General features: G+C 45.4%; 14 protein-coding genes and 1 tRNA gene. 7 read left to right on the forward strand and 8 right to left on the reverse strand.

Annotated elements, in window-relative coordinates; genetic code table 11:
• Positions 1-270: 270 nt before the first annotated feature.
• The gene (locus tag ACTJKZ_RS14815; protein WP_440829777.1) at positions 271-2031 is read right to left on the reverse strand and encodes a DUF262 domain-containing protein; all 1761 of its coding nucleotides are present in this window, start codon (positions 2029-2031) and stop codon (positions 271-273) included.
• A gap of 1677 nt (positions 2032-3708) precedes the next feature.
• Here ACTJKZ_RS14815 and ACTJKZ_RS14820 point away from each other — a divergent pair.
• From ACTJKZ_RS14820 to ACTJKZ_RS14835, 4 genes are read left to right on the forward strand one after another with little or no spacing between them, the layout of a single operon-like run.
• Positions 3709-5808, forward strand: coding sequence for a DEAD/DEAH box helicase family protein (locus ACTJKZ_RS14820; protein ID WP_440829778.1), 2100 nt, complete (start codon positions 3709-3711; stop codon positions 5806-5808).
• A complete protein-coding gene (locus ACTJKZ_RS14825; protein ID WP_440829779.1) occupies positions 5798-6025 on the forward strand; it encodes a hypothetical protein in 228 nt (75 codons plus the stop codon). Before ACTJKZ_RS14820 ends, ACTJKZ_RS14825 begins: the two co-directional genes overlap by 11 nt.
• On the forward strand, positions 6006-8027 hold the full coding sequence (locus ACTJKZ_RS14830; RefSeq protein WP_440829780.1) for an AAA family ATPase: 2022 nt from the start codon (positions 6006-6008) through the stop codon (positions 8025-8027). Before ACTJKZ_RS14825 ends, ACTJKZ_RS14830 begins: the two co-directional genes overlap by 20 nt.
• Positions 8027-8482 carry a hypothetical protein gene (locus ACTJKZ_RS14835; RefSeq protein ID WP_440829781.1) on the forward strand — a complete coding sequence of 152 codons (456 nt, stop codon included), beginning with the start codon at positions 8027-8029 and terminating at the stop codon, positions 8480-8482. The genes ACTJKZ_RS14830 and ACTJKZ_RS14835 overlap by 1 nt, the downstream gene beginning before the upstream one ends.
• A 733-nt stretch (positions 8483-9215) precedes the next feature.
• On the opposite strand, the gene ACTJKZ_RS14840 is transcribed toward ACTJKZ_RS14835, so the two are convergent.
• From ACTJKZ_RS14840 to ACTJKZ_RS14855, 4 genes are all read right to left on the reverse strand, one after another.
• Positions 9216-9300: transfer RNA gene (locus tag ACTJKZ_RS14840), tRNA-Leu, on the reverse strand.
• A 122-nt stretch (positions 9301-9422) separates the two neighbouring features.
• Positions 9423-10454, reverse strand: coding sequence for a DUF1176 domain-containing protein (locus ACTJKZ_RS14845; RefSeq protein ID WP_440829839.1), 1032 nt, complete (start codon positions 10452-10454; stop codon positions 9423-9425).
• Between the two features lie 215 nt (positions 10455-10669).
• Complete coding sequence (locus ACTJKZ_RS14850) at positions 10670-11665, reverse strand: YsnF/AvaK domain-containing protein (protein ID WP_440829782.1); 996 nt, start codon at positions 11663-11665, stop codon at positions 10670-10672.
• 16 nt (positions 11666-11681) lie between these two features.
• Entirely contained in the window at positions 11682-12083 is a 402-nt protein-coding gene (locus ACTJKZ_RS14855; RefSeq protein WP_440829783.1) for a DUF2382 domain-containing protein, read from the reverse strand.
• Positions 12084-12615: 532 nt separating this feature from the next.
• On the opposite strand from ACTJKZ_RS14855, the gene ACTJKZ_RS14860 reads away from it, so the two are divergent.
• The 3 genes from ACTJKZ_RS14860 to ACTJKZ_RS14870 all read left to right on the forward strand — a co-directional run bounded on the left by ACTJKZ_RS14860 (position 12616) and on the right by ACTJKZ_RS14870 (position 14576).
• Positions 12616-13125, forward strand: coding sequence for a DUF2501 domain-containing protein (locus ACTJKZ_RS14860; protein WP_033759689.1), 510 nt, complete (start codon positions 12616-12618; stop codon positions 13123-13125).
• A gap of 131 nt (positions 13126-13256) precedes the next feature.
• Positions 13257-13892, forward strand: a complete 636-nt coding sequence (locus ACTJKZ_RS14865) for a hypothetical protein (RefSeq protein WP_440829784.1) — start codon at positions 13257-13259, stop codon at positions 13890-13892.
• Between the two features lie 15 nt (positions 13893-13907).
• Positions 13908-14576, forward strand: a complete 669-nt coding sequence (locus ACTJKZ_RS14870) for a MarC family NAAT transporter (protein WP_161731916.1) — start codon at positions 13908-13910, stop codon at positions 14574-14576.
• 43 nt (positions 14577-14619) lie between these two features.
• Here the strand turns inward: ACTJKZ_RS14870 and ACTJKZ_RS14875 are convergent, their stop codons facing one another.
• From ACTJKZ_RS14875 to ACTJKZ_RS14885, 3 genes are read right to left on the reverse strand one after another with little or no spacing between them, the layout of a single operon-like run.
• On the reverse strand, positions 14620-15882 hold the full coding sequence (locus ACTJKZ_RS14875; protein ID WP_440829785.1) for a c-type cytochrome: 1263 nt from the start codon (positions 15880-15882) through the stop codon (positions 14620-14622).
• A 4-nt stretch (positions 15883-15886) separates the two neighbouring features.
• Positions 15887-17656: a GMC family oxidoreductase gene (locus ACTJKZ_RS14880; RefSeq protein ID WP_033731366.1), complete on the reverse strand. Its 1770-nt coding sequence runs from the start codon at positions 17654-17656 to the stop codon at positions 15887-15889.
• 30 nt (positions 17657-17686) lie between these two features.
• On the reverse strand, positions 17687-18415 hold the full coding sequence (locus ACTJKZ_RS14885) for a gluconate 2-dehydrogenase subunit 3 family protein (protein ID WP_095706284.1): 729 nt from the start codon (positions 18413-18415) through the stop codon (positions 17687-17689).
• Positions 18416-19070 lie beyond the last annotated feature (655 nt).

Raw genomic sequence — 19070 nt, forward strand, 5'->3', positions numbered from 1 at the left:
ATTTATATATCCTACTAAAGCTCATCATTGAATTAGATAGTAATTTTTCCCTTGACTGAATAACTGATTTTATTCGTAAAACTCAAACCCAAAGTTAACTCTGGAATTTTATATTCGCAACCTCAGCGAAAGAGAAGCTAAAAGAGCAGGAGGCTCATAGTGAAAATGGAACATCGCGATCCGAATTATCAGAAAGTGACGAATTTTCTCCTAATTTTGTAAATTAGCCCTCACACGAGAGCTAATTATATTAGCAATGAGCCCTAAATTCTAAATTGATAAAGGCCAAATTTCGGGGGCTTTGATAGCTATTTCCTGCCCACGCCTATCTATAATTTCCGCATTCCAATACATATCATTTTCAAACTGTGCAAATATATCTTTTGTTTCAGGGAAAATTGAATCTGCATATTCCTTTGCTTTCTTATCAAATGTTTTATTTTTTATGCTCTGGTTGATTTGCTTATGAAGTAATGTAAGATTACCAATATTATAAATATAATCTTTTATGTAAGCCCCTTTAGGGAGAGTGAATTTTTCGTCTTTTTCCCATAAAGAGCAAACCTGAGGGATTACATGCTCCAAATGCACCTCGCCATAATTTGGAATGCTTTGCTCTTTATTCATAAAAAGGTAGTGCTTGGATAAAATATACTTTGCGATTTGATTATCTTGAGCTTTAAATTGACGCATTGAATTAATAAAAGCTTCATCACCAATTTTATCACCTTGAGCTAAAAAAGGCTCTAAGATTGATGCATTATCTTGGTTAGCTTGTAATCTCTTTATAACTTCATCAAAAATTTTTTTTGCTCCACCGACAGAATAATCACCAACTGTGATCCAGCGGAATAAGAATGATAAACTCATTTTGGCTAAAGATACAAGCATTTCAGGTTTATGCTGATGAGTATACATTAATAATGGTAGGCACGTTGTATACTTAAGACTATTTATCTCACCGCAAAACGCAAGGTATTTATCCTTGCCTGTTTGATGAATACTAGTTGGAAAAACAAGATCAGACGAAGCATAAATTGAAAAATCATAGGCTATGTCTTTTAATTTTTTAGAGAAAGCTAAAATATCGTTAGACTTATCTATATAAATTCCAATATGCTTATATAACTCTTTCTTTGTAATATTAGCGCCTTGTATTGCCTCCCAATAAACACGTAAAAAATCAACAGGTGATAATCTACTGAGTTCTATAGAGGAAATCATTGCCTCCCAGTTACTTAGCAATATTTCGCTAATGTGTTCATCACCATTAGCCTTCATTAGTATTTTATTTTTTAGTAGATCTGCCACACTTAAATCCATTCCTTTTGAATTCAAAGATTCAAAAAGCAGAAAAGCGTCATAGTCAGTTTCAACTTCAATCGTTATAAACTTCAACCTTTTTACAATGTGGACGAGCGTGCTATATATTTCCTGTAGCGCATCTTTACCAGAGTATTCATCAATGACTTTCTGAGTAAATGTTTTCTTAGTTTTCAGAAGCCTTTTATCACTTTTGTTTATTTTATTAAGAGCATCTTCAGTACTAAATGAAGTCACGCTCTCATCGCGTACTATGTATTCAAAGTGCTCATTATCCTTTTTATTTAATCGTAAATAATAGTTATCTGGCTCGCTGGGCTCCCTTAAACGAGCACGGGCAACTTTAGATAATTTCTTTGCCAGTTCGAGAGATACGGGATTTCGTTCAACCTGCTCAAGTACTTTAAGATTTGATGAAAAAGAATCACCTAGACTGGCAAAAACTTGAAACAACATAGAAAAAGTGGCCAGTCGTTGTTGGCCATCGACAATATCAAAAATATCACTATCCTTTTCATGTTTTTTAAGTACGATAGTACCCATAAAATATTCTGATTGCTGCTTATGTGATATAACGATATCAGTCCAAAGAGTTTCTACTTCATTAACAGACCAAGAGTAATCCCTTTGATAATCGGGAACAGTATATTTCGTTTCTAAACCTGTGAGAATTTTTTCGAGGCTCTTGCTCTCTGGGATGATGTTCATCTCAACGATTTCCTTATAGCGGCTAATAGTGAAGTCAAGACTAGGGCCAAGCTAGTGCTAGGGTTACGTACTACTATACATTATGTGCGCAAATGAAACTATTTTTCTAAAAACAAAGAATCCTTATTTCAACTAACTTTACTGGCATAGCTTATGAATGTGACAGGCAACAGATGTAAAGCATTTCCAGCAGGTGCATAAAGCGTACCTGCGCCATGAGCGATTAATGAATAGTATAGGTCGCCCAAGAAGATGGCTCATTGAAAAAAGAAAGCTAAATCTTTCTTTTCTACTAAGCACTGTACAGGTATGTAAGGTATCAGAAATCTCTTTTTATTCAGCATATTTCCGGCAATATAAAAATTCGAAAATAGAGTGAGTCTAACGCACCCCGCTCACTCGTTTTCCTGCAACATTGAGGCAACGTTGCGCCGTAAACTCTATAGCGCGCGTACGCTTCGAAATACTGTCAACGCCATGCTAGTTAAGGATGTTATAAACCTCCTTCGGCATCATGTGCTGAGAAGGATATATTCATCAGTGCGTATGTTAGTAAAGAGCCGGCCTTCCTGGTCGCCTAGAATTGGTACGGCCTGATATGAAGGCGTTTTCAGGTATTTTTTGCAAAAGTCTAGGCGCTCAAGATCATCCTTCGGCATCCTACTAAAGCTATCTCCTCATGTAGGATATTGGCATAGTCCAGACCAACCACCTCTGACTGGCGCAGGTCACACCCGAGTCTGACTGCCAGCATGGCAGCGTCGCATGATTCATTGTAGCCGGCATCCTGTTTACAAAGGCGCAGGGCGCAAGAATTCACAGCTGCGTAAGTTAACAATCGCGAGTCAGGCGGCGTCCCCCCACACCTACCAAATCTGCTAATAATTCGCCGTATTCATCAGCTTCATTATCTGCGCCTTTCGGGGGGTATCTTTAAAGTGAAAAAAATAATTATTAATAATGGCGGGCACCTTACTGCTAGTCTAAAAAATGTTCAGTAGGTCGAAAATATAGTTACGCATAGGCTGCACCAAGTGCAGATTTGCTGAGAAGTGAAACTATGCATACCTGTGACGATCTTTAGAAAGAATTTCATCGTCTGACGGCTAACGCTGGATGACCAGATGATAATATAAACCTGTGGTGGATTTAGGAATTAGGAGTTGTTTAATGGACGTTAGGACAAAGGCATCCTATCTGTTCGCTACCAGAGTAGCCATCATCGATAGAGTCGGTAATGTTAACCTCGGGTTAGAAAGGTCTTTTAAACTGAGTTATACACAAAATTCTGCCGGGTGATGTCCTTATGCTGCGTTCATGTAAAAACAATTTTTCAAAAAAAACTTAATGAGTACTAAAAATGAACATTAGTTCAAATCTTATCAATTATTCATTTATTAAAGAGGGGGGGGGCACTTACCTTCACTGTCTTGCGATATCATGTTCCAGTTTAATTTATGCCAATAGAATCATTAAGATAAGAATAACAGTCGAAAAGTTATAGAGACGCTGCCGGGTCATGAAGCATTAAGGAAATGGAGACAAAATAGACTAATGAGAATATTCTCATGTATAATATTAATTATCTTTATGTCTTAAAGGAAAAATGTCAAATCATAATTAACTTAATGAATTTTATGGTTTTTACCTACCTAGCCTATGAGTGGTGATAAGATTATGTTAAAAGAAGCTGGCCTGAAATTTTCTTATTCTTCAGAGAATAGCTCTATCGTAAACGATTTTTATGTACCGGCACTAAAGAATGGTACCACCTACGATCGTGCTGTTGGGTTTTTCTCTTCATCTTCATTAAGTATTGCTGCGCGGGGGCTAGCGCCACTGCTGGAATCTGGCGGAATAATGAGACTAATCATAGGCTATCCCGTCAGTTCAGAAGATTTTGATGCGATTAAACATGGCATAGGAATCAGTAAGCATTTAACCTTGATAGATCACAGTGTTAAAGTTTTTTTTGATAACATGCAAGATAATCTTGAATGCCGTCGATTTGATGCACTGTCTTTTCTAGTCGCATCTCATCGTTTACAAATCCGTTTTGCATTTAGACCTCGAGGCATGTATCACGAAAAAATTGGCATAATACGTGATACAGATAATTTCCGGGTTGCTTTTATCGGCTCAGCTAACGAAACAGAGAATGCCTTGAGTGATAGTCTAAACTCGGAGTCTATTAATGCCTATTTCAGCTGGAATGAAGCTATCTATAAATACTATGGCATAGATATTGAAGAACGATTTGAAAAACTCTGGAGAGATGAACAACCTGTTACCAAGACAATCCCTGCAAGTCATGAATTTATTAATAAGCTAGCTGATTATCATGCAGGAAAAGACATTAAATATATCATTAATGCCCTAGAGCAATTGGAACAACAAAATCAGGGTGAATTGGAAAGGCAATACTATCATTTACCAAAACTACCTGACTTTATTGGTAAAAATAAATATAAGTTACGAGATCATCAAAAAAAAGCTTTAGAATTATGGAGTAAAAATAATTATCGAGGAATACTTAAACTGGCAACCGGATCTGGTAAAACTGTCACGGCCTTACATGCTTGCACAAAGCTATCGAAAACTGAACATTTTATCCGAGGCCTATGTGTTGTAGTTGCAGTACCTTACCAAGGCTTAGCTGAGCAATGGTATGAAGAAATGAAGTTATTTAATATTAATGCATTATTATGTTACAAAACACAAGACATCTGGATACAACAACTAAAAAATCAAGTTTCTAGATTCAACTTGGCCACTTCCGAAACGTTCATGTCTATCATTGTGGTTAATAATACACTTAAAAAATCTATTTTTCTCAATGAGATTAATAAAATTCATTCAAATAGAATTTTATTAATTAGTGATGAATGCCATAACCATGCCAATCAAAATTTACTCAGTATTTTACCAAACGCTAGGTTAAGACTTGGATTATCAGCTACTCCATGGACAGAAAATGAATCAGAGAAGCAAGAACTTTTGACCAGTTATTACGGAAAAGTTGTTGCCGAATATGGTCTCAGGGAAGCAATTGCTGATGAGGTATTGTGCCCTTATGATTATTTCCCTGTCATATGTCAAATGAACAATGAAGAGGCCGAGAATTATGAAAATTTATCGACCTCTATAGCCAAAATGGAAGCCATAAAAGAAAATGGAGGCCCAGTGAATACAGATGCATTAATGCATCTTTATTTAAAAAGGACACGATTGCTAGGTAATTTAAAGTCAAAACTAAATGCTTTAGATTGCATTATTAAAAAAAATGGAGTTCAAACACATACTTTATTTTACTGTGGAGAAGGTGGCAGTGAAGGGGAATTTGATGATAATGAAAAAAGCATTGATGAAGTAACCGCAATTTTACATAAAAGAGGCTGGCGTACTTCGAAGTTTACAAGTGAGCAATCGTTAGCACTGAGAAGAGACATAATGGAAAGTTTTAAAAATGCAAATATTGATGCACTTGTTTCTAAGCGCGTTTTAGATGAAGGTATTGATGTACCAGCATGCAGCCAGGCATTTCTAATGGCAAGTACTCGCAATGAAAGACAATATATTCAAAGGCGCGGGCGTGTATTACGTCGTGCACCTAATAAAGAGAAAGCTATAATTTTCGACTTTATTGTCGCGCCTCCTTTTAGCCTTAAAAACAAAAGCTGCTTTAGTATTATGATGAAACAAGAGGCGCATCGGGTTGAAGAGTTTTCACGGTTAAGCTTAAATAAACCACAACTGGAATCTGATTATGAATATTGATGAAGTTAAACAGTATCTTGAAACACTTAAAGTTCACCCTGAATTGTTAAATGAATCTTTAAGTAGCATCGATTCTACGATTAACAAGATAATACTTGCTGAAAAAAAATATTCTTACGGTTTGGAAAAAACCACCACAGCATCTCGTCAATCAGAAATTGAGCGAATTGTTCTTCAGGGTTTTGAGGATTCAAAAAATGAAAATAAAACGAATTAAATTATCTGATTTTAGACAGTTCCATAATAAGAACAATATCATAGAATTCTCAACCGATAACGACCGTAATGTTACGCTTATACACGCAGAAAATGGAGTAGGAAAAACAACAATACTCAATAGCATTCTTTGGTGTTTCTATGAAAAATTCACACCTGATTTTGAAAATAAAAATAATCTTGTCAACATCGATTCTTTAATTCAAGGTATTAATGAATGTGAGGTTGAGGTTGAGTTCTTACATGAAGGGAAAACGTATAGTGCAACAAGGAGGTATCAGGAAGCTACAAGAAGTTCTTTTTTAGAGGTATTTTTCATCGATAACGGAAACTATCAGCCTATACGTAGTGATAAACAACTACTTAATAGTGTGATTCCAGAGGAAATGGCAGAATATTTTCTTTTCCATGGTGAAGGGATTTCTCAGCTTCAATCGAAGGAAATAAGTTTTAGGAATGCAATTAGAGATGTTTTAGGCTTTAATCTTGCAAATCAAGCCATTGAAGACATGGAGGTAATTAAGAACAACTGGCAAAGTAAAATTTTAAAGAATAACGCGGAAGAGAGTAAGTATAATAAAGCTCTAACTGAACTAACTTCTGCAGAATCAAAACTAAAAGAAAACCAAGTTAGGCAAAAAAAAATAAATGAAGATTTAAATTTTTTAAGTTACGACAAAAAAGATATTGATGAGAAAATATTAAATTGTAAAGTTCTTGATGCTAATGAAATTAAAAAAGAAATATTTCAATCTGAAAAAAGCAAAGATAGGCGCAATGATGATTTACTCCATCAGGAAAAACAAAAGCAAAGACTGATTCAAATTTACGGCTGGAGAGTTTTTGGATTTGAACTCAGTGAGGATAGCCTTGACTTTATTGACACAAAAACATTAACAGGAAGGATACCGGCTCCTTACGATGAAACGTTAGTTAATGATATTCTTTCCTCCTCCAAATGTATTTGTGGTCGCAGTGTCAAAAACGGTTCTTTAGAGTATAGCGTTATTGTTAATCTTTTAGATCGAGCTAATACTTACGAAATAAAAGCTAACTTAATGAAAGCACGTTCCTTTGCGCAAGTGATTGGTAAAGAAGCACGTTCATTCATTGAGGAATTTAGCGTCGCCAATAAAAAGATTAATGATCTACAGCATGAAATTTCCGATCTTGAAGGAAAAATAACAAATCTTAATGCTCAACTTGATAGAATTGATGATACTCATTTAAAATCATTACGCATTAGAGAAAAAGATATTTCTTTTAACATATCAAGGCTTGAGTCAACTTTGAATAATCTAATGCGAGAAATTGAAAATTGTAATATTTCAGTTCAACAAAAAAAACGAGAAGCCGAGAAGTATATGCCTAATAGCGGCGAGACTTTCAAAATTCAAGAGCGAATTTATTATATTCAAAAATTAATTGACTTTTCTAATAATAAGATCAAAACAACTGAAAACGACTCTAAATATCGCATTGCTAATTTTGTAAATGAAATCCTCGAAAAGTTCAGTAGAAAAGCTTTCAAGGTAAAAATGAGCAATGACTTTAATTTTGAAATGGTACGAGAAGACGGTGGCATCGTAGCTAAAAGTAAAGGAGAGAAGCTCCTTCTAAATCTCGCCTTTGTCTCTGCTTTAATTAGGCTCGCAGCACAGCGTAGTAACGCACAGAGTAAGTTTTTACAACCCGGTACGGTTGCACCATTTATCATTGATGCACCATTTGGTGAACTTGATGAAGCCTACAGAAAAGCAACTTCTCATTTTTTACCTGAGAATTCGGAACAGCTTGTACTCTTACTTTCTTCTTCACATTGGAGAGGAACCGTAGGGGACGAGATTAAAAATAAAGTAGGTAAAGAATATGTATTAATCTCTCATAAAAAATCCACACAAGGTATGAAACCGCTTGATGAAATCATCATCGATGGCAATGCTATTAATCAATCCCATTATAACTGTGCCTTTGATGGTACATCCATTTTAGAGATAAAATAATGGCCGGAATATTTATAGATAGAAAATACAGTAGCATATGTACTAAATTGGTCGATGATAAAGTCATAAACACTGGAGAAAAAATATTTAAAACTTACATGGATCTGGCCATTTTCGCGGCAATGGTTGCCGTTAATAAAGGCAAGACTCCTTTAGAAAATCCTGGTCCTGAAATTCCAGAAAGTGTTTTTTTTAATAATCAGAAAGATGGATTGGTTTATTTAATAGCTCTATTAGATACTAAGGATCCTTACATACTTAAAGATGATAAAATGTGCTGGAAGATTTTCCAAGATTATGTTAACACTGGGATGTCTGAAATTTCTGGCTGGCTAATTGAAAGTGCAACTGACGCTACTGGTGTTGATACCTTACTAAATTATATAGCATCTAAAGCCGTTGGATTACTTGACATGCAAAGAGATATGAGCGAAATTCCAATTATTGATTTTTAATCATTTCCAAGTTAACAAATCAAGTCCGAAGCATTAATTTAATTTTTGCGGACTTGATTTCATCCTTTTTATGGATGATCTTCTCGGATTTTTTTAATTCCAGTTATAAAAACATCATCACTTCTCGCTTCTTACTACCATTACTTTCATAGTATGAAAAATTATGAGTTGAGCTTTGACGATTAAAATAACACTTATCTAATAAGTAAAAAATTATTAATTTACTGTGATAGTGTATTTTCAGTCGAAGTTGAATTCCAGTAAGTGAAAATCATGCTGGAGTGATTTCATACTAAGAGATATAACTCATCTATCTTTAAAATCAATCCTATAAATCTAGAATTTCTGATTTTAGGCCTCTACCTTGCAAACTTATTAGCTTAGTCACGCTGAGATACGTTTCATTAAGCGTCAATAGCTGTTAAACGCTAGAAGATTTTTTTGTTACCTAGACGGTGATATTTCTTGCGCCAGTATAAGGAATCTTTTGGAGTCATTCCGAGATACTTCCCACCACCATTAGCAATGTTGTAGGTCTTCACTCTAAATTTTGTAGTTTCAACATGCCTATCGTCAAGCTTCAGGTTGGGACACATTTTCTATTTAAGTGTAAATACCAAGCCTTCATCAGCATCTTAATGCTCCTACGCAGCCGAATTTAGACCAAAAAAAAAGCCTTTCGGCTTTTTTTCAGTAACTTATAGATTGTTACGGATGTTCTCAAACATATACTTGGTGCCGAAGGCCGGAATCGAACCGGCACGCCTCGCGGCGGTTGATTTTGAATCAACTGCGTCTACCGATTTCGCCACTTCGGCACTGAAGGGTATGCGGAAAACGTTGAGGATTATACCGTTACCCCCTGTTTCCGCAACCCTTATCCGCTGGCAGAGGTGCAACTGCTGAAAAAACCGTCTTTTAAGTTCTCCGGTTCATCGGCTTAACCCGATACCGGCTTCACATCCGTCACCAGCGTCGGCAGATCCCACGTGCCACCCGCATGGATGTAACGACACATGCCGGTCCCACCGTCATAGCTTTTGCGGAAAGTCTTGCCGTCCCATACCCAGCTTTGCTGGCTCATGCAGTCGCCGATGCCCCGGCCTTTCTGCACGCTGGTAATCTCGCCCTTGTCATAATCCGATCCGGAAATGGTCACCAGCTCAGGCTTGCCTTTGAGTTGGTCATCAATGACCCAATAGCCATAGCCTTCGTTATAAGCGGCACGCCAGCAGAGTGCTGAAAGCAAAGCGTGGCTGTCATCCAGTGGCGTAAGCGTGAGTCCGTCGGTTTCCGGATCGCTGTTTTCTGCCGGTGAATAGAGGCTGTCGCACGTGTCATCGTCATTGTGATTGACCGTTGCAAGCAGTCGGGTTTTCAGCGCGTCGCTTTCCGCAGCGGTCAGCAGACGGGGTTCGCCGCCGAGGGTTTTAGCCGCCTGGATAACCGGTGCGGGCACAGCCTTAGCCACGCTGCTTTCCGGCTTATTGCCCTTTTTGGTGAGCGCACCTGGCGTGCCGATACGCCCCTGCACGTCGTCCGCTTTCAGCAGCACGGCATAAGCGCCTTCGCCGGAAAGCTGGAATGGCTTTGTGCCGCCTTTAAATTCAACTTTACCGCTGCCTTTCACGGCGCTGATTACCGCAGCGGTCTGACTGGCCGACATTCGCCAGTTGTCATCAGCCGCCACCAGATCGCCAGCTGATTTTCCATCGATCCACAGCGTCAGCTTTTCCGCCGGTTCGCTGTCATCTTCGGTGTCACCCAGCGTCACCTCTCCTACTGTCTCCGTTCCCGGTCTCGCGGCACGGGTGAGCAGGATGGAGCCGGAGGGATCCTCTTCTTTGGCATAACCCGCAATACGGCAGGTCAGGGTGTTATCACAGACAACTTCCCAGTCTTTGTGCTCAAGCGTTTTTCCACTCTGAGCGGCCTGAGCCGACAGGGAGAGCGCCGCCAGCACGAAAAGCATCGGTTTACAGTTCACTTTAATCCCTCAGGTTTTATTTCTGCCCGGCCTGCACAGATAGCGCCTGATTATATCGAAGAGGATTTGATGCCGTTATCCGTTTTTTCTCCCTCCCCCACAACGCAAAAGAGCCAACCTCGCGGTTGGCTCTTCCTTGCATCTTCAGCATCGGGCATCAGCGGTGCCCATCAGCGCCTGTTGTTGTCAGGATAAGCGCCTCAATGCGTATGGTCATGATGCAGCTTGTTTTCGACCTTATCCTTCACTTCGCCAGCTTTATCCTTCACTTTCTCAGTCAGGCTCTCTTTGTGGTCATGGTTGTGCGCGCCGGGTGACTGTGTCGCTGCACCCGCTGCAGCAGGTTTTGCCCCTGCTGTCGTACCCGGAAGCTCGCTCTCCAGACCACCGCGTGCATGGTCGATCTCCACTTCCTGACGACGCACCGTGTCGTTAATGGTCTCGGTACGATCGCTGCCGTCGGTACGCACCACCACTTCTTCTTTCACGTGGGTCGTTTTGTTGATTACCGGCTGCTCATGCGTCTCAGCGACTTCGACGGTTTTCTCGGACCAGTCCACTTCACCGGCCAGCGCGGGTTCATTCACCGAGCGGCGGAAGATATCAGCATGCTGCTCATGCAGCGAGATATCTTCAGAGACGGTATCGGTCACGGTATAGCGTCGTACGCGGGTGGAGCCTTCGCTCACCAGACGTTTACCCACTTCCACCTGCTCTTCGGCCAGACGCAGAATATCAGCCTCGCTCTCATCACCGGTCAGCGAGGTGCGTCGCGGCTCAGCCGGGCGGTCGTTGGTCTCACCGGCAAACTGCTTGCCTGCGGTCGGGTTAATGCCCGGTGCGGTGGTGCCGTTCCCGACTGAGCTTTGCATACGTGACGGCACATCTACCGAGTCATGAGAATGGAGAATCGTCATGGCGCGGGCCAGCTTCTCTTCCTCGGTGCGGATGGTCAGCACGACGCCGCCTTTGTCCATTGCCCGGGTGTAGACATCCGCCTCATCTTTATCGACGTCGTGCCCAAACAGACGCTGCCACAGGCTCGGATGGCGGACAGACTGCCCTTCCTGCTGCAAACGTTCTCCACTGATAAGACTGATGTCCCGATCAGAAAAGCCTGCTTTCACGAGATTTCTTTTCGCGGCCTCTGCCTGAATTGCAGAATCGAACAGTGTTACGATTTTTTCCTGTGCCATGATAGGTTCCTCTCTGTTAGCTGATTTGATCGTCATCTCTCTCAACGTTCACCTGCTGCTCACGTCGGGTCACCACCTCCTGAAAAGGAACATTCTCCTGCACTTTTCGGATGTGGATTTCCTCGTTAAGCACCAGCTTTCTGACGATTTGGATTTCTTCCTCTACTACCGGGACAATCAGTACACCGTTCTCTTCCCTGATTTCGGGCATCGTTTCAACGGGCTGCGCTTTCGCTACATGCTCAACCTCAACCTTCTCCTGGGTAAGCAGTGTACTGATGACCTCGTCATGTTCAGTTGTGGAACGGGTAACGCGGACATGTCCATCCACAATCTTTTGCTTCGTCAGGGCTATTTGCTCTTCAGCGAGTTTAAGCGTGACCTCTGCATTATTATTGTGCTCTGGCTGTCCAGCCATAATATCACTCCCGTTAAATTAAATATCGACCACAACTGCCTGACACAGTGATTAAGCATGAACACTCTCGCTGATTTCGCAAGCCAGAATAATAAAAAACTCCGCTAACTCAATTTAATTACGGCACAGAAATCTGCATCAAAAAACAGCAAGCCGGCTTAAATATCCGCTACGCCAAAAATAAAAACAACTTAAAATACATCAAGTTATATAAAATTAATTTCTCAGGTAAATATTACCAGACCAGACGAAAGCGCTTAGAAAACACGCTATAAGCAAAGCGGTAACTTTAATTTAAACCAGGACGATTCCTGATAAACACCGTGAGAATATTAAAGAATGTTTCAGCAGAAGCGCTAATTAACGCACCAGGGCAAGTCATCTCACGAAATAATAACACCCGTGCTCATCCGGATATTTTATTGCCTCTATTACAGAAGATTCCCAAAGCGTTATTTATGAAGGAAGCTCAGGAACTTTCTGGTCGTCAGACTCTCTTAGCAAAACTGAATACGCAGATACTGAGGTTAAGATGAAACAGGCACAACGCAGTGCGTGGGGATGGGGACTGGCGGCACTTCTGGTGGCAGGCAGTGCATCAGCGGCAAGCTGGCAGGATCAGCTGAGCAGTGCAGCATCGCAGCTCAGCCAGCAGAACAACGGCAGCACCACCGGCACCACCCAGCAAAATGGCGGCATGTCGCTCTCTTCTATTACCAGCATGCTGGGCGGCGGCGACAAAGCGGTCAGCGCCAATAGCATGACCAATGCGGCCGGTGTGATGCAGTATTGCGTCGAACACAACGTGGTGAAAAACAATGTGCAGTCGGTGAAAGATCAGGTGCTGAGCAAGCTCGGTCTGAATACCACTACCGCGCAGGAACAGAAAACCGACTACACCCAGGGCGTGGCAGGACTGCTGAACACCGGGAACGGCCAGCAGCTCAATCTGCAAAGCCTGAGCAACTCGCCGATGGGCGAGAAGCTGAAAACCAAAGCCTGTGACGTGGTGCTGAAGCAGGGCAAAAACTTTATCTCCTGATCTCCTTCCCTTCTCTCTCCCCTCTCTGCTCTGAGGGGAGCGTTAAACCCCGCTTTGCTGTGATGCCTGACATTCCCTTAACCTGGGGTTGAGCGCTATAGTGTTGTTTTGGTTTCTACAGGACAGCACGCATGAAAGGCATCAACATCGCACTTTACTTCGACCCCGATCAGATTCAGGCCTGCGTTCATGAACAGGACGGCAGCTATCTCAGCAAAAAATTCGAGTATGACGATGGCGTGATTGAAGAGATCTACCAGTGGCTGGAGCAGTACGAACCTAATCGCACCCACATCTGCCTGATTGAAAACGAAACCGCCGAGCTGCTGGCCGATGAGCTGGTCGACAGCGGTTATCGCGTCCATCAGGTCACCATGCACCAGCTGCTGAGCTGGTTCGCCGCTGAGCCGCCTTCCACGCCAGACGGCACGCCGATGCGCGCCATGCTGCGTTTTCTGGAAGATGAACATCCGCGTGAATATGAGTCGCGCACACCGCAGACCGAAGCGCTGATGGAGATGTTCGACGAGCTGGATGCGCTGGAGATGGTCGATGACGGCGATGACGAAGACGCGCTGCCAGGCGATCTGCTGCGCGCCATGAAGAAGCACAACATCACCGCCAGCGCCGCGGCCCAGCGTCTGCTGCCGGACGTCAACGAACGTATCCGCGAGCATCTGATGCAGTACCCCGAACTGATGACGCCGGAAATCCTGCAGGACTTCTTCCCTGAGCTGTTAGAGGCGCTGGAGCGCCCGAAACACTAATCAGGGAGATCGGCTATGCTGGAACTGATTAAAGCGGTCAGCCTGGGGCTGGTGGTGATCCTGCCGCTCGCCAATCCGCTCACCACCGTGGCGCTGTTTTTAGGGCTGGCGGGTGACATGAATTTCGAGGAGCGCAACCGCCAGGCGCGCCAGGCTTCCATCTATGTCTTCGCCATCATGATGGTGGCATGGTACGCGGGCAGTGCGGTGCTGAATACCTTCGGTATCTCTATACCGGGTCTGCGCATGGCGGGCGGCCTGATTGTCGCCTTTATCGGCTTCCGGATGCTGTTCCCGGCTAAACCTGCCGGGCATTCAGTTGAAGCTAAGCAGAAACTGGATGAGCTGGATGGGGCTAAAGAGCCGGTGAATATCGCCTTTGTGCCGCTGGCGATGCCAAGTACGGCCGGGCCGGGTACCATTGCGATGATCATCTCTTCTGCCTCAACGGTAAGAAGTGGCGTCGATTTTCCCGCCTGGGTAATCAGCGTGGCACCGGTGCTGACCTTCCTGCTGGTGAGCCTGATTCTGTGGATCTCGCTGCGCAGTTCGGGTGCCATCATGAAGCTGGTGGGTAAAAGCGGTATTGAGGCGATATCGCGCCTGATGGGATTTTTACTGGTCTGTATGGGCGTGCAGTTCATCATTAACGGCGTGCTGGAAGTGGTACGCACCTTCCATTAATGCGGGTTTTCCCCTCCCCGGACAGGCAGAGGGGAAAGCGCGATTACTTCAGCGTTTTACGCACTTCAGCAACCTGATCTTTGCTCACCGCAGGCGCGGTGTTGCTCCAGCCCTGACGAACAAAGGTCGCTAGCTGCGCGACTTCATCATCATTCAGCCGCTGGGCAAAGCCTGGCATCGCCAGTTTAGACGGCGCTTTGGCGGTCGAAGGCTGCTGCGCACCGGCCAGAATGGTGTGGATCAAGCCGGTTGGATCCTTAGCATTCACGATGGTTGCGCCATCCAGCTCCGGGAAGATCCCGGGTGTGCCTTTGCCGGTCACGAAGTGACAGGCCCCGCAGTTATCCAGATAGAGACGCTCGCCTTCGCTGAGGTTCTTCGCGGCGGTGAGTTTCGCTTCCGTTGCCTGCTGCGCCTGCACGCTGAACGCCTGCAATGGCGGATTGCCGCCTAGGAACTTCAGGTAGGCCGCAATGGCTTTGAGATCGGCATCGGTCATGTGTGAGCTGCTGTGCTCGACCACCGAGGTCATCTCGCCGCCTACTGCCGCTTTATCGTTACGGCCGGTCTGCAGGTAATCCACCACTTCCTGCTCGCTCCAGTGCGGCAGGCCACGCAGTGACGGCACATCCCAGTTGTTCAGGCTGCCGCCCGCCAGGAATTTATCATCACCGCTATCCAGCGCTTTCTCGTTCATGCCCAGACCGCGCGGCGTATGGCAGCTGCCGCAGTGACCCAGACTCTCCACGATATAGGCACCGCGGTTAACCTCGGCTGACGCGCCGCCAATCGGCTGGAACGGCTTATCGGACGTGAACGCCCAGTTCCAGAACCGCATGCCCCAGCGCTGACTGAACGGGAAGCTCAGATCGGTTTCCGGTGGCTGTTCCGCACTCGGCTGCACGCCTTTCATAAAGTAGACGTAGAGCGCGTGCATATCGGCATCGCTGATTTTGGCGTAGTCAGGATACGGCATGGCCGGATAGAGATGCGAGCCATCCGGTAATACGCCCTTGCGCACCGCGTCAGAGAACTGCTGCTCGCTGTAGTTACCGATGCCATGCTGCTTATCCGGCGTGATGTTGGTGGAGAAAATAGTGCCGAGGTTCGACTCAATCGCCAGTCCACCCGAATAGGCCGGTTTGCCGGGCAGCGAGTGGCACGCCATACAGTCGCCCAGGCGGGAGAGATACTCGCCCTGCTTAATCAGTTGCGCTTCATCTTCGGCGTGAACCGGCAGCGCAAATCCGCTGGCCAGCAGCACCGCGTTGGCAAAAATAAAAGACTTCAGTTTCAGCTTATTCATGCGCTTATGCCTGTACCAGTGGACCGGGATTTTTCAGGTAGTGATCTTTGATCGCCTGCGCCGCCATCAGGGTAATCGCACCGATGGTATCGGTCGGGTTCGCCTGGAAGTTCTGCGGGAAGGCGTTGCCGCCGGGCACAAAGACGTTATGCACATCCCAGCTCTGCAGATACTTGTTCAGCGCCGAGGTTTTCGGGTTATCGCCCATCACCGCGCCGCCCACGTTGTGCGTAGAGACATATTTGGTGATATCGAAATCCGCGCCCATCGGCAGGAAGCTCATGCTCATGCTGTCCGGGTTCAGCTCTTTGGCGATGTTGCCGACGATGCCTTTCAGATGCTGCTGCAGCTTCAGCTCATTCTCTTTCCAGTTAAACGTCATGCGCAGCAGTGGCAGGCCACGGTGATCGTTGTAGTTCGGATCGAGATCCAGATAGATGTCGCGGTAAGACTGGCAGGTGGTGGTGATGCTGATCTTCATCGAATGACCGTACCACTCTTCCAGACCTTCCTTGTAGCCCATGCCCCAGGTCGGGGTGCCTTTTGGCAGCGCGGTGCTGATTGGCGTGCCGGTCGCCTGTGAGCTGTGGATCTTCGCACCGCCCAGGAAGCCAAGTGAAGGGCCGTCGAAGTTGCCTGGCGAGATATCGTTAAACATCTGGCCGGTCGCGCCCGCCGTCGCATACGGATTGAAGTTTTTATCTTTGAAGAACAGCGTTGCGCCGCCGTTCGACAGGAACGCGTAGTTACGGCCTACCACGCCCTCTTCGGTAATCGGGTTGTAAGGTTTGCCGATGCCGGAAAGCAGCATCAGACGCACGTTGTAGAGCTGGAAGCTGCTCAGCACCACGATTTTCGCGGGCTGGAAGCACTCGTTGCCCTGCGCATCGATGTAGATCACGCCTTTGGCGGTTTTCTTATCATCGTTCAGCACGACCTTAATCACTTCCGCATTCACTTCATAGGAGAAGTTCGGCATACGCTTCAGCGAATCCATCACCGCCGTCTGCGGCGACGCTTTGGAGTAGTTCAGACACGGATATTTGCTGCAGTAGCCGCAGTAGTTACACGGGGCGATCTGGTTGCCGTACGGGTTTTTCCACGCACGTGACACACAGGCTGACGGATTCGGGAACGGGTGGTAACCGAGTTTCGTCGCTACCTCTTTGAACATCACGTTGTTCAGCGTGTCATCCAGCGCGGGCAGTGGGTAAGGTTCAGAGCGCGGGCCTTCAAACGGGTCGCCGCCTTCCAGGATTTTGCCGCGCAGGTTGCCGGTGTTGCCCGACTGGCCGCAAATCAGTTCGAATTTATAGTAATAGGGCTCGATCTCTTCCCAGCTGAACGGGAAGTCCATCACCCGCATATCATCCTGCAGAATGCCGGGCTTGTAAGCCTCGTCAACGTAGGTTTTAAGTTTGATGTCGGTCGGCGTCGGACGGATCAGTACCGCCGTCCAGTGCAGACCGGAACCGCCTACGCCGGTGCCCGGTGCAAACGCGCCCCATTTACGGGTTGGCAATGCCGTCTGGCTGCTGTTGTAGCGCACGGTGACCGCCACTTCGGCGGGTGTCGCAAACACTTTGTTGCGCACCGCATAGGCGTATTCATCCGCCGGTTTCGGGTAGGCGAACTCGTCGTAATCGCGATCGCCGCCGCGCTCCAGAGCGCGCACGTCCAGACCTGCCAGTGCCAGCTCGATGCTCATCAGCGAGCCTGCCCAGCCGAGGCCGCAGACCACGACGTCGACTTCTTTTTTAGTAACCTGTGCCATGATAATCCTGTTTACCTGATGTGGAAGCGCTTATGCGCGTTCACCTTTGATGCTGACCGGGCCGAGCGGATAAGGAACGTTGTGCTGTTTCACCCATTCGGTGAAGCTGGCACGCGCGCCGGGGAAGCCGATAGCGATCCAGGCTTTCATGCCTTTATTACCGCCGTACATCGGGTCGGCCAGGTAGCCATGCTTGGTATCGGAAAGCAGCTGGCTGAAGAAATGGGAAGGCTTAAGATCGGCTTCCCCCAGCGCGGCAAAGTCGATCTCGTTTTTGTTGACCTGGGTCAGCACCGCATCTTTCTCTTCCAGCGTCAGCGCATGAAACGCTTTCTGGTGCGTGTTCTGCGACCACTGATTGATCAGCCGGATACCGGTCTGATACATCTGCTGGGGACGGAACGGGATCTGATAACCCATCGTGGCGGGTGCTTTCGTGTTGAACGGCCCCTGCATATAGATTTCGCTGCCAAACGCTTCGCTGTGCAGTTGCTGATCGATAAAGATCGGCACGTTAGTTTCCAGCGCGCCCGGTGCTTTGCCTTTGCCGCCCGCCGGAATCAGGCGGTCGGTGGCGGCCAGAATAAACTGCCACTCATCGGCACTAAAAAAGATCGGTTTGTAATCGGCTAACTCCGGTGCGGCCATCTCTGCAGCCTGTGCCGCAGTCATGCCTTTCAGGACCAGTTCACTTAATGGCAACGCCAGCAGTGAACCGAGCAAAAATTTACGCCTGGTGGTGGGTTTTTCTAAAAGCATATCCGCACGACTCTCATCTGCTAAATACCCGCTTACTGTGTTATGACGCTGAAAGGCCGGGTGCAGGCAGGAAACTCCCCGCAGAGATAAACGCACACAGCACAGACAACGGCAGAACAGAGAAGGCAGGTAGAATTATGGTTCGGTGACTAACGGAACATATCGGTTAATAACCTGGCAATATTAGGGATATAGATATGTCTGAATGTAAAAATTGAATTTAAAATGTGTCGTAGTGAAACTTTATCATGGTGTTGCGGAAGGGTTGCGGATAGGTAAAAGATTTACAGCGAGGAAATTGCGTCTAAAACCGCATAAACATCGGGTATTTAGCCGTTTTAACGCAGGAGCGACGGATATTATTTTCGCCCTGTCATCATCACGCAGAATAACCGATAAAAAAATATCATACTTCCATACAAGAGAATCATTCTCATCGTTAACACTATATTGACTTTGATGGTCATACAATCAGACAGTGCGCAAAGTGTGATCGCCTGAGTAAATCCTGCTTTATTCCGCCTGTTGTTAAATGACGCTGAAATAATTACTGACGGACATGACCTTAATTTGTCCTCTTGCCTGAATAACTAAGCATGTAATTGTGCAAAGCTCATAACAAACCGGCATTTTGAGATTATCCGGCGCCCGATAG

It is taken from the genome of Pantoea sp. 22096 (genome assembly GCF_052045955.1).
Classification (GTDB): Bacteria; Pseudomonadota; Gammaproteobacteria; order Enterobacterales; family Enterobacteriaceae; genus Pantoea; species Pantoea alfalfae.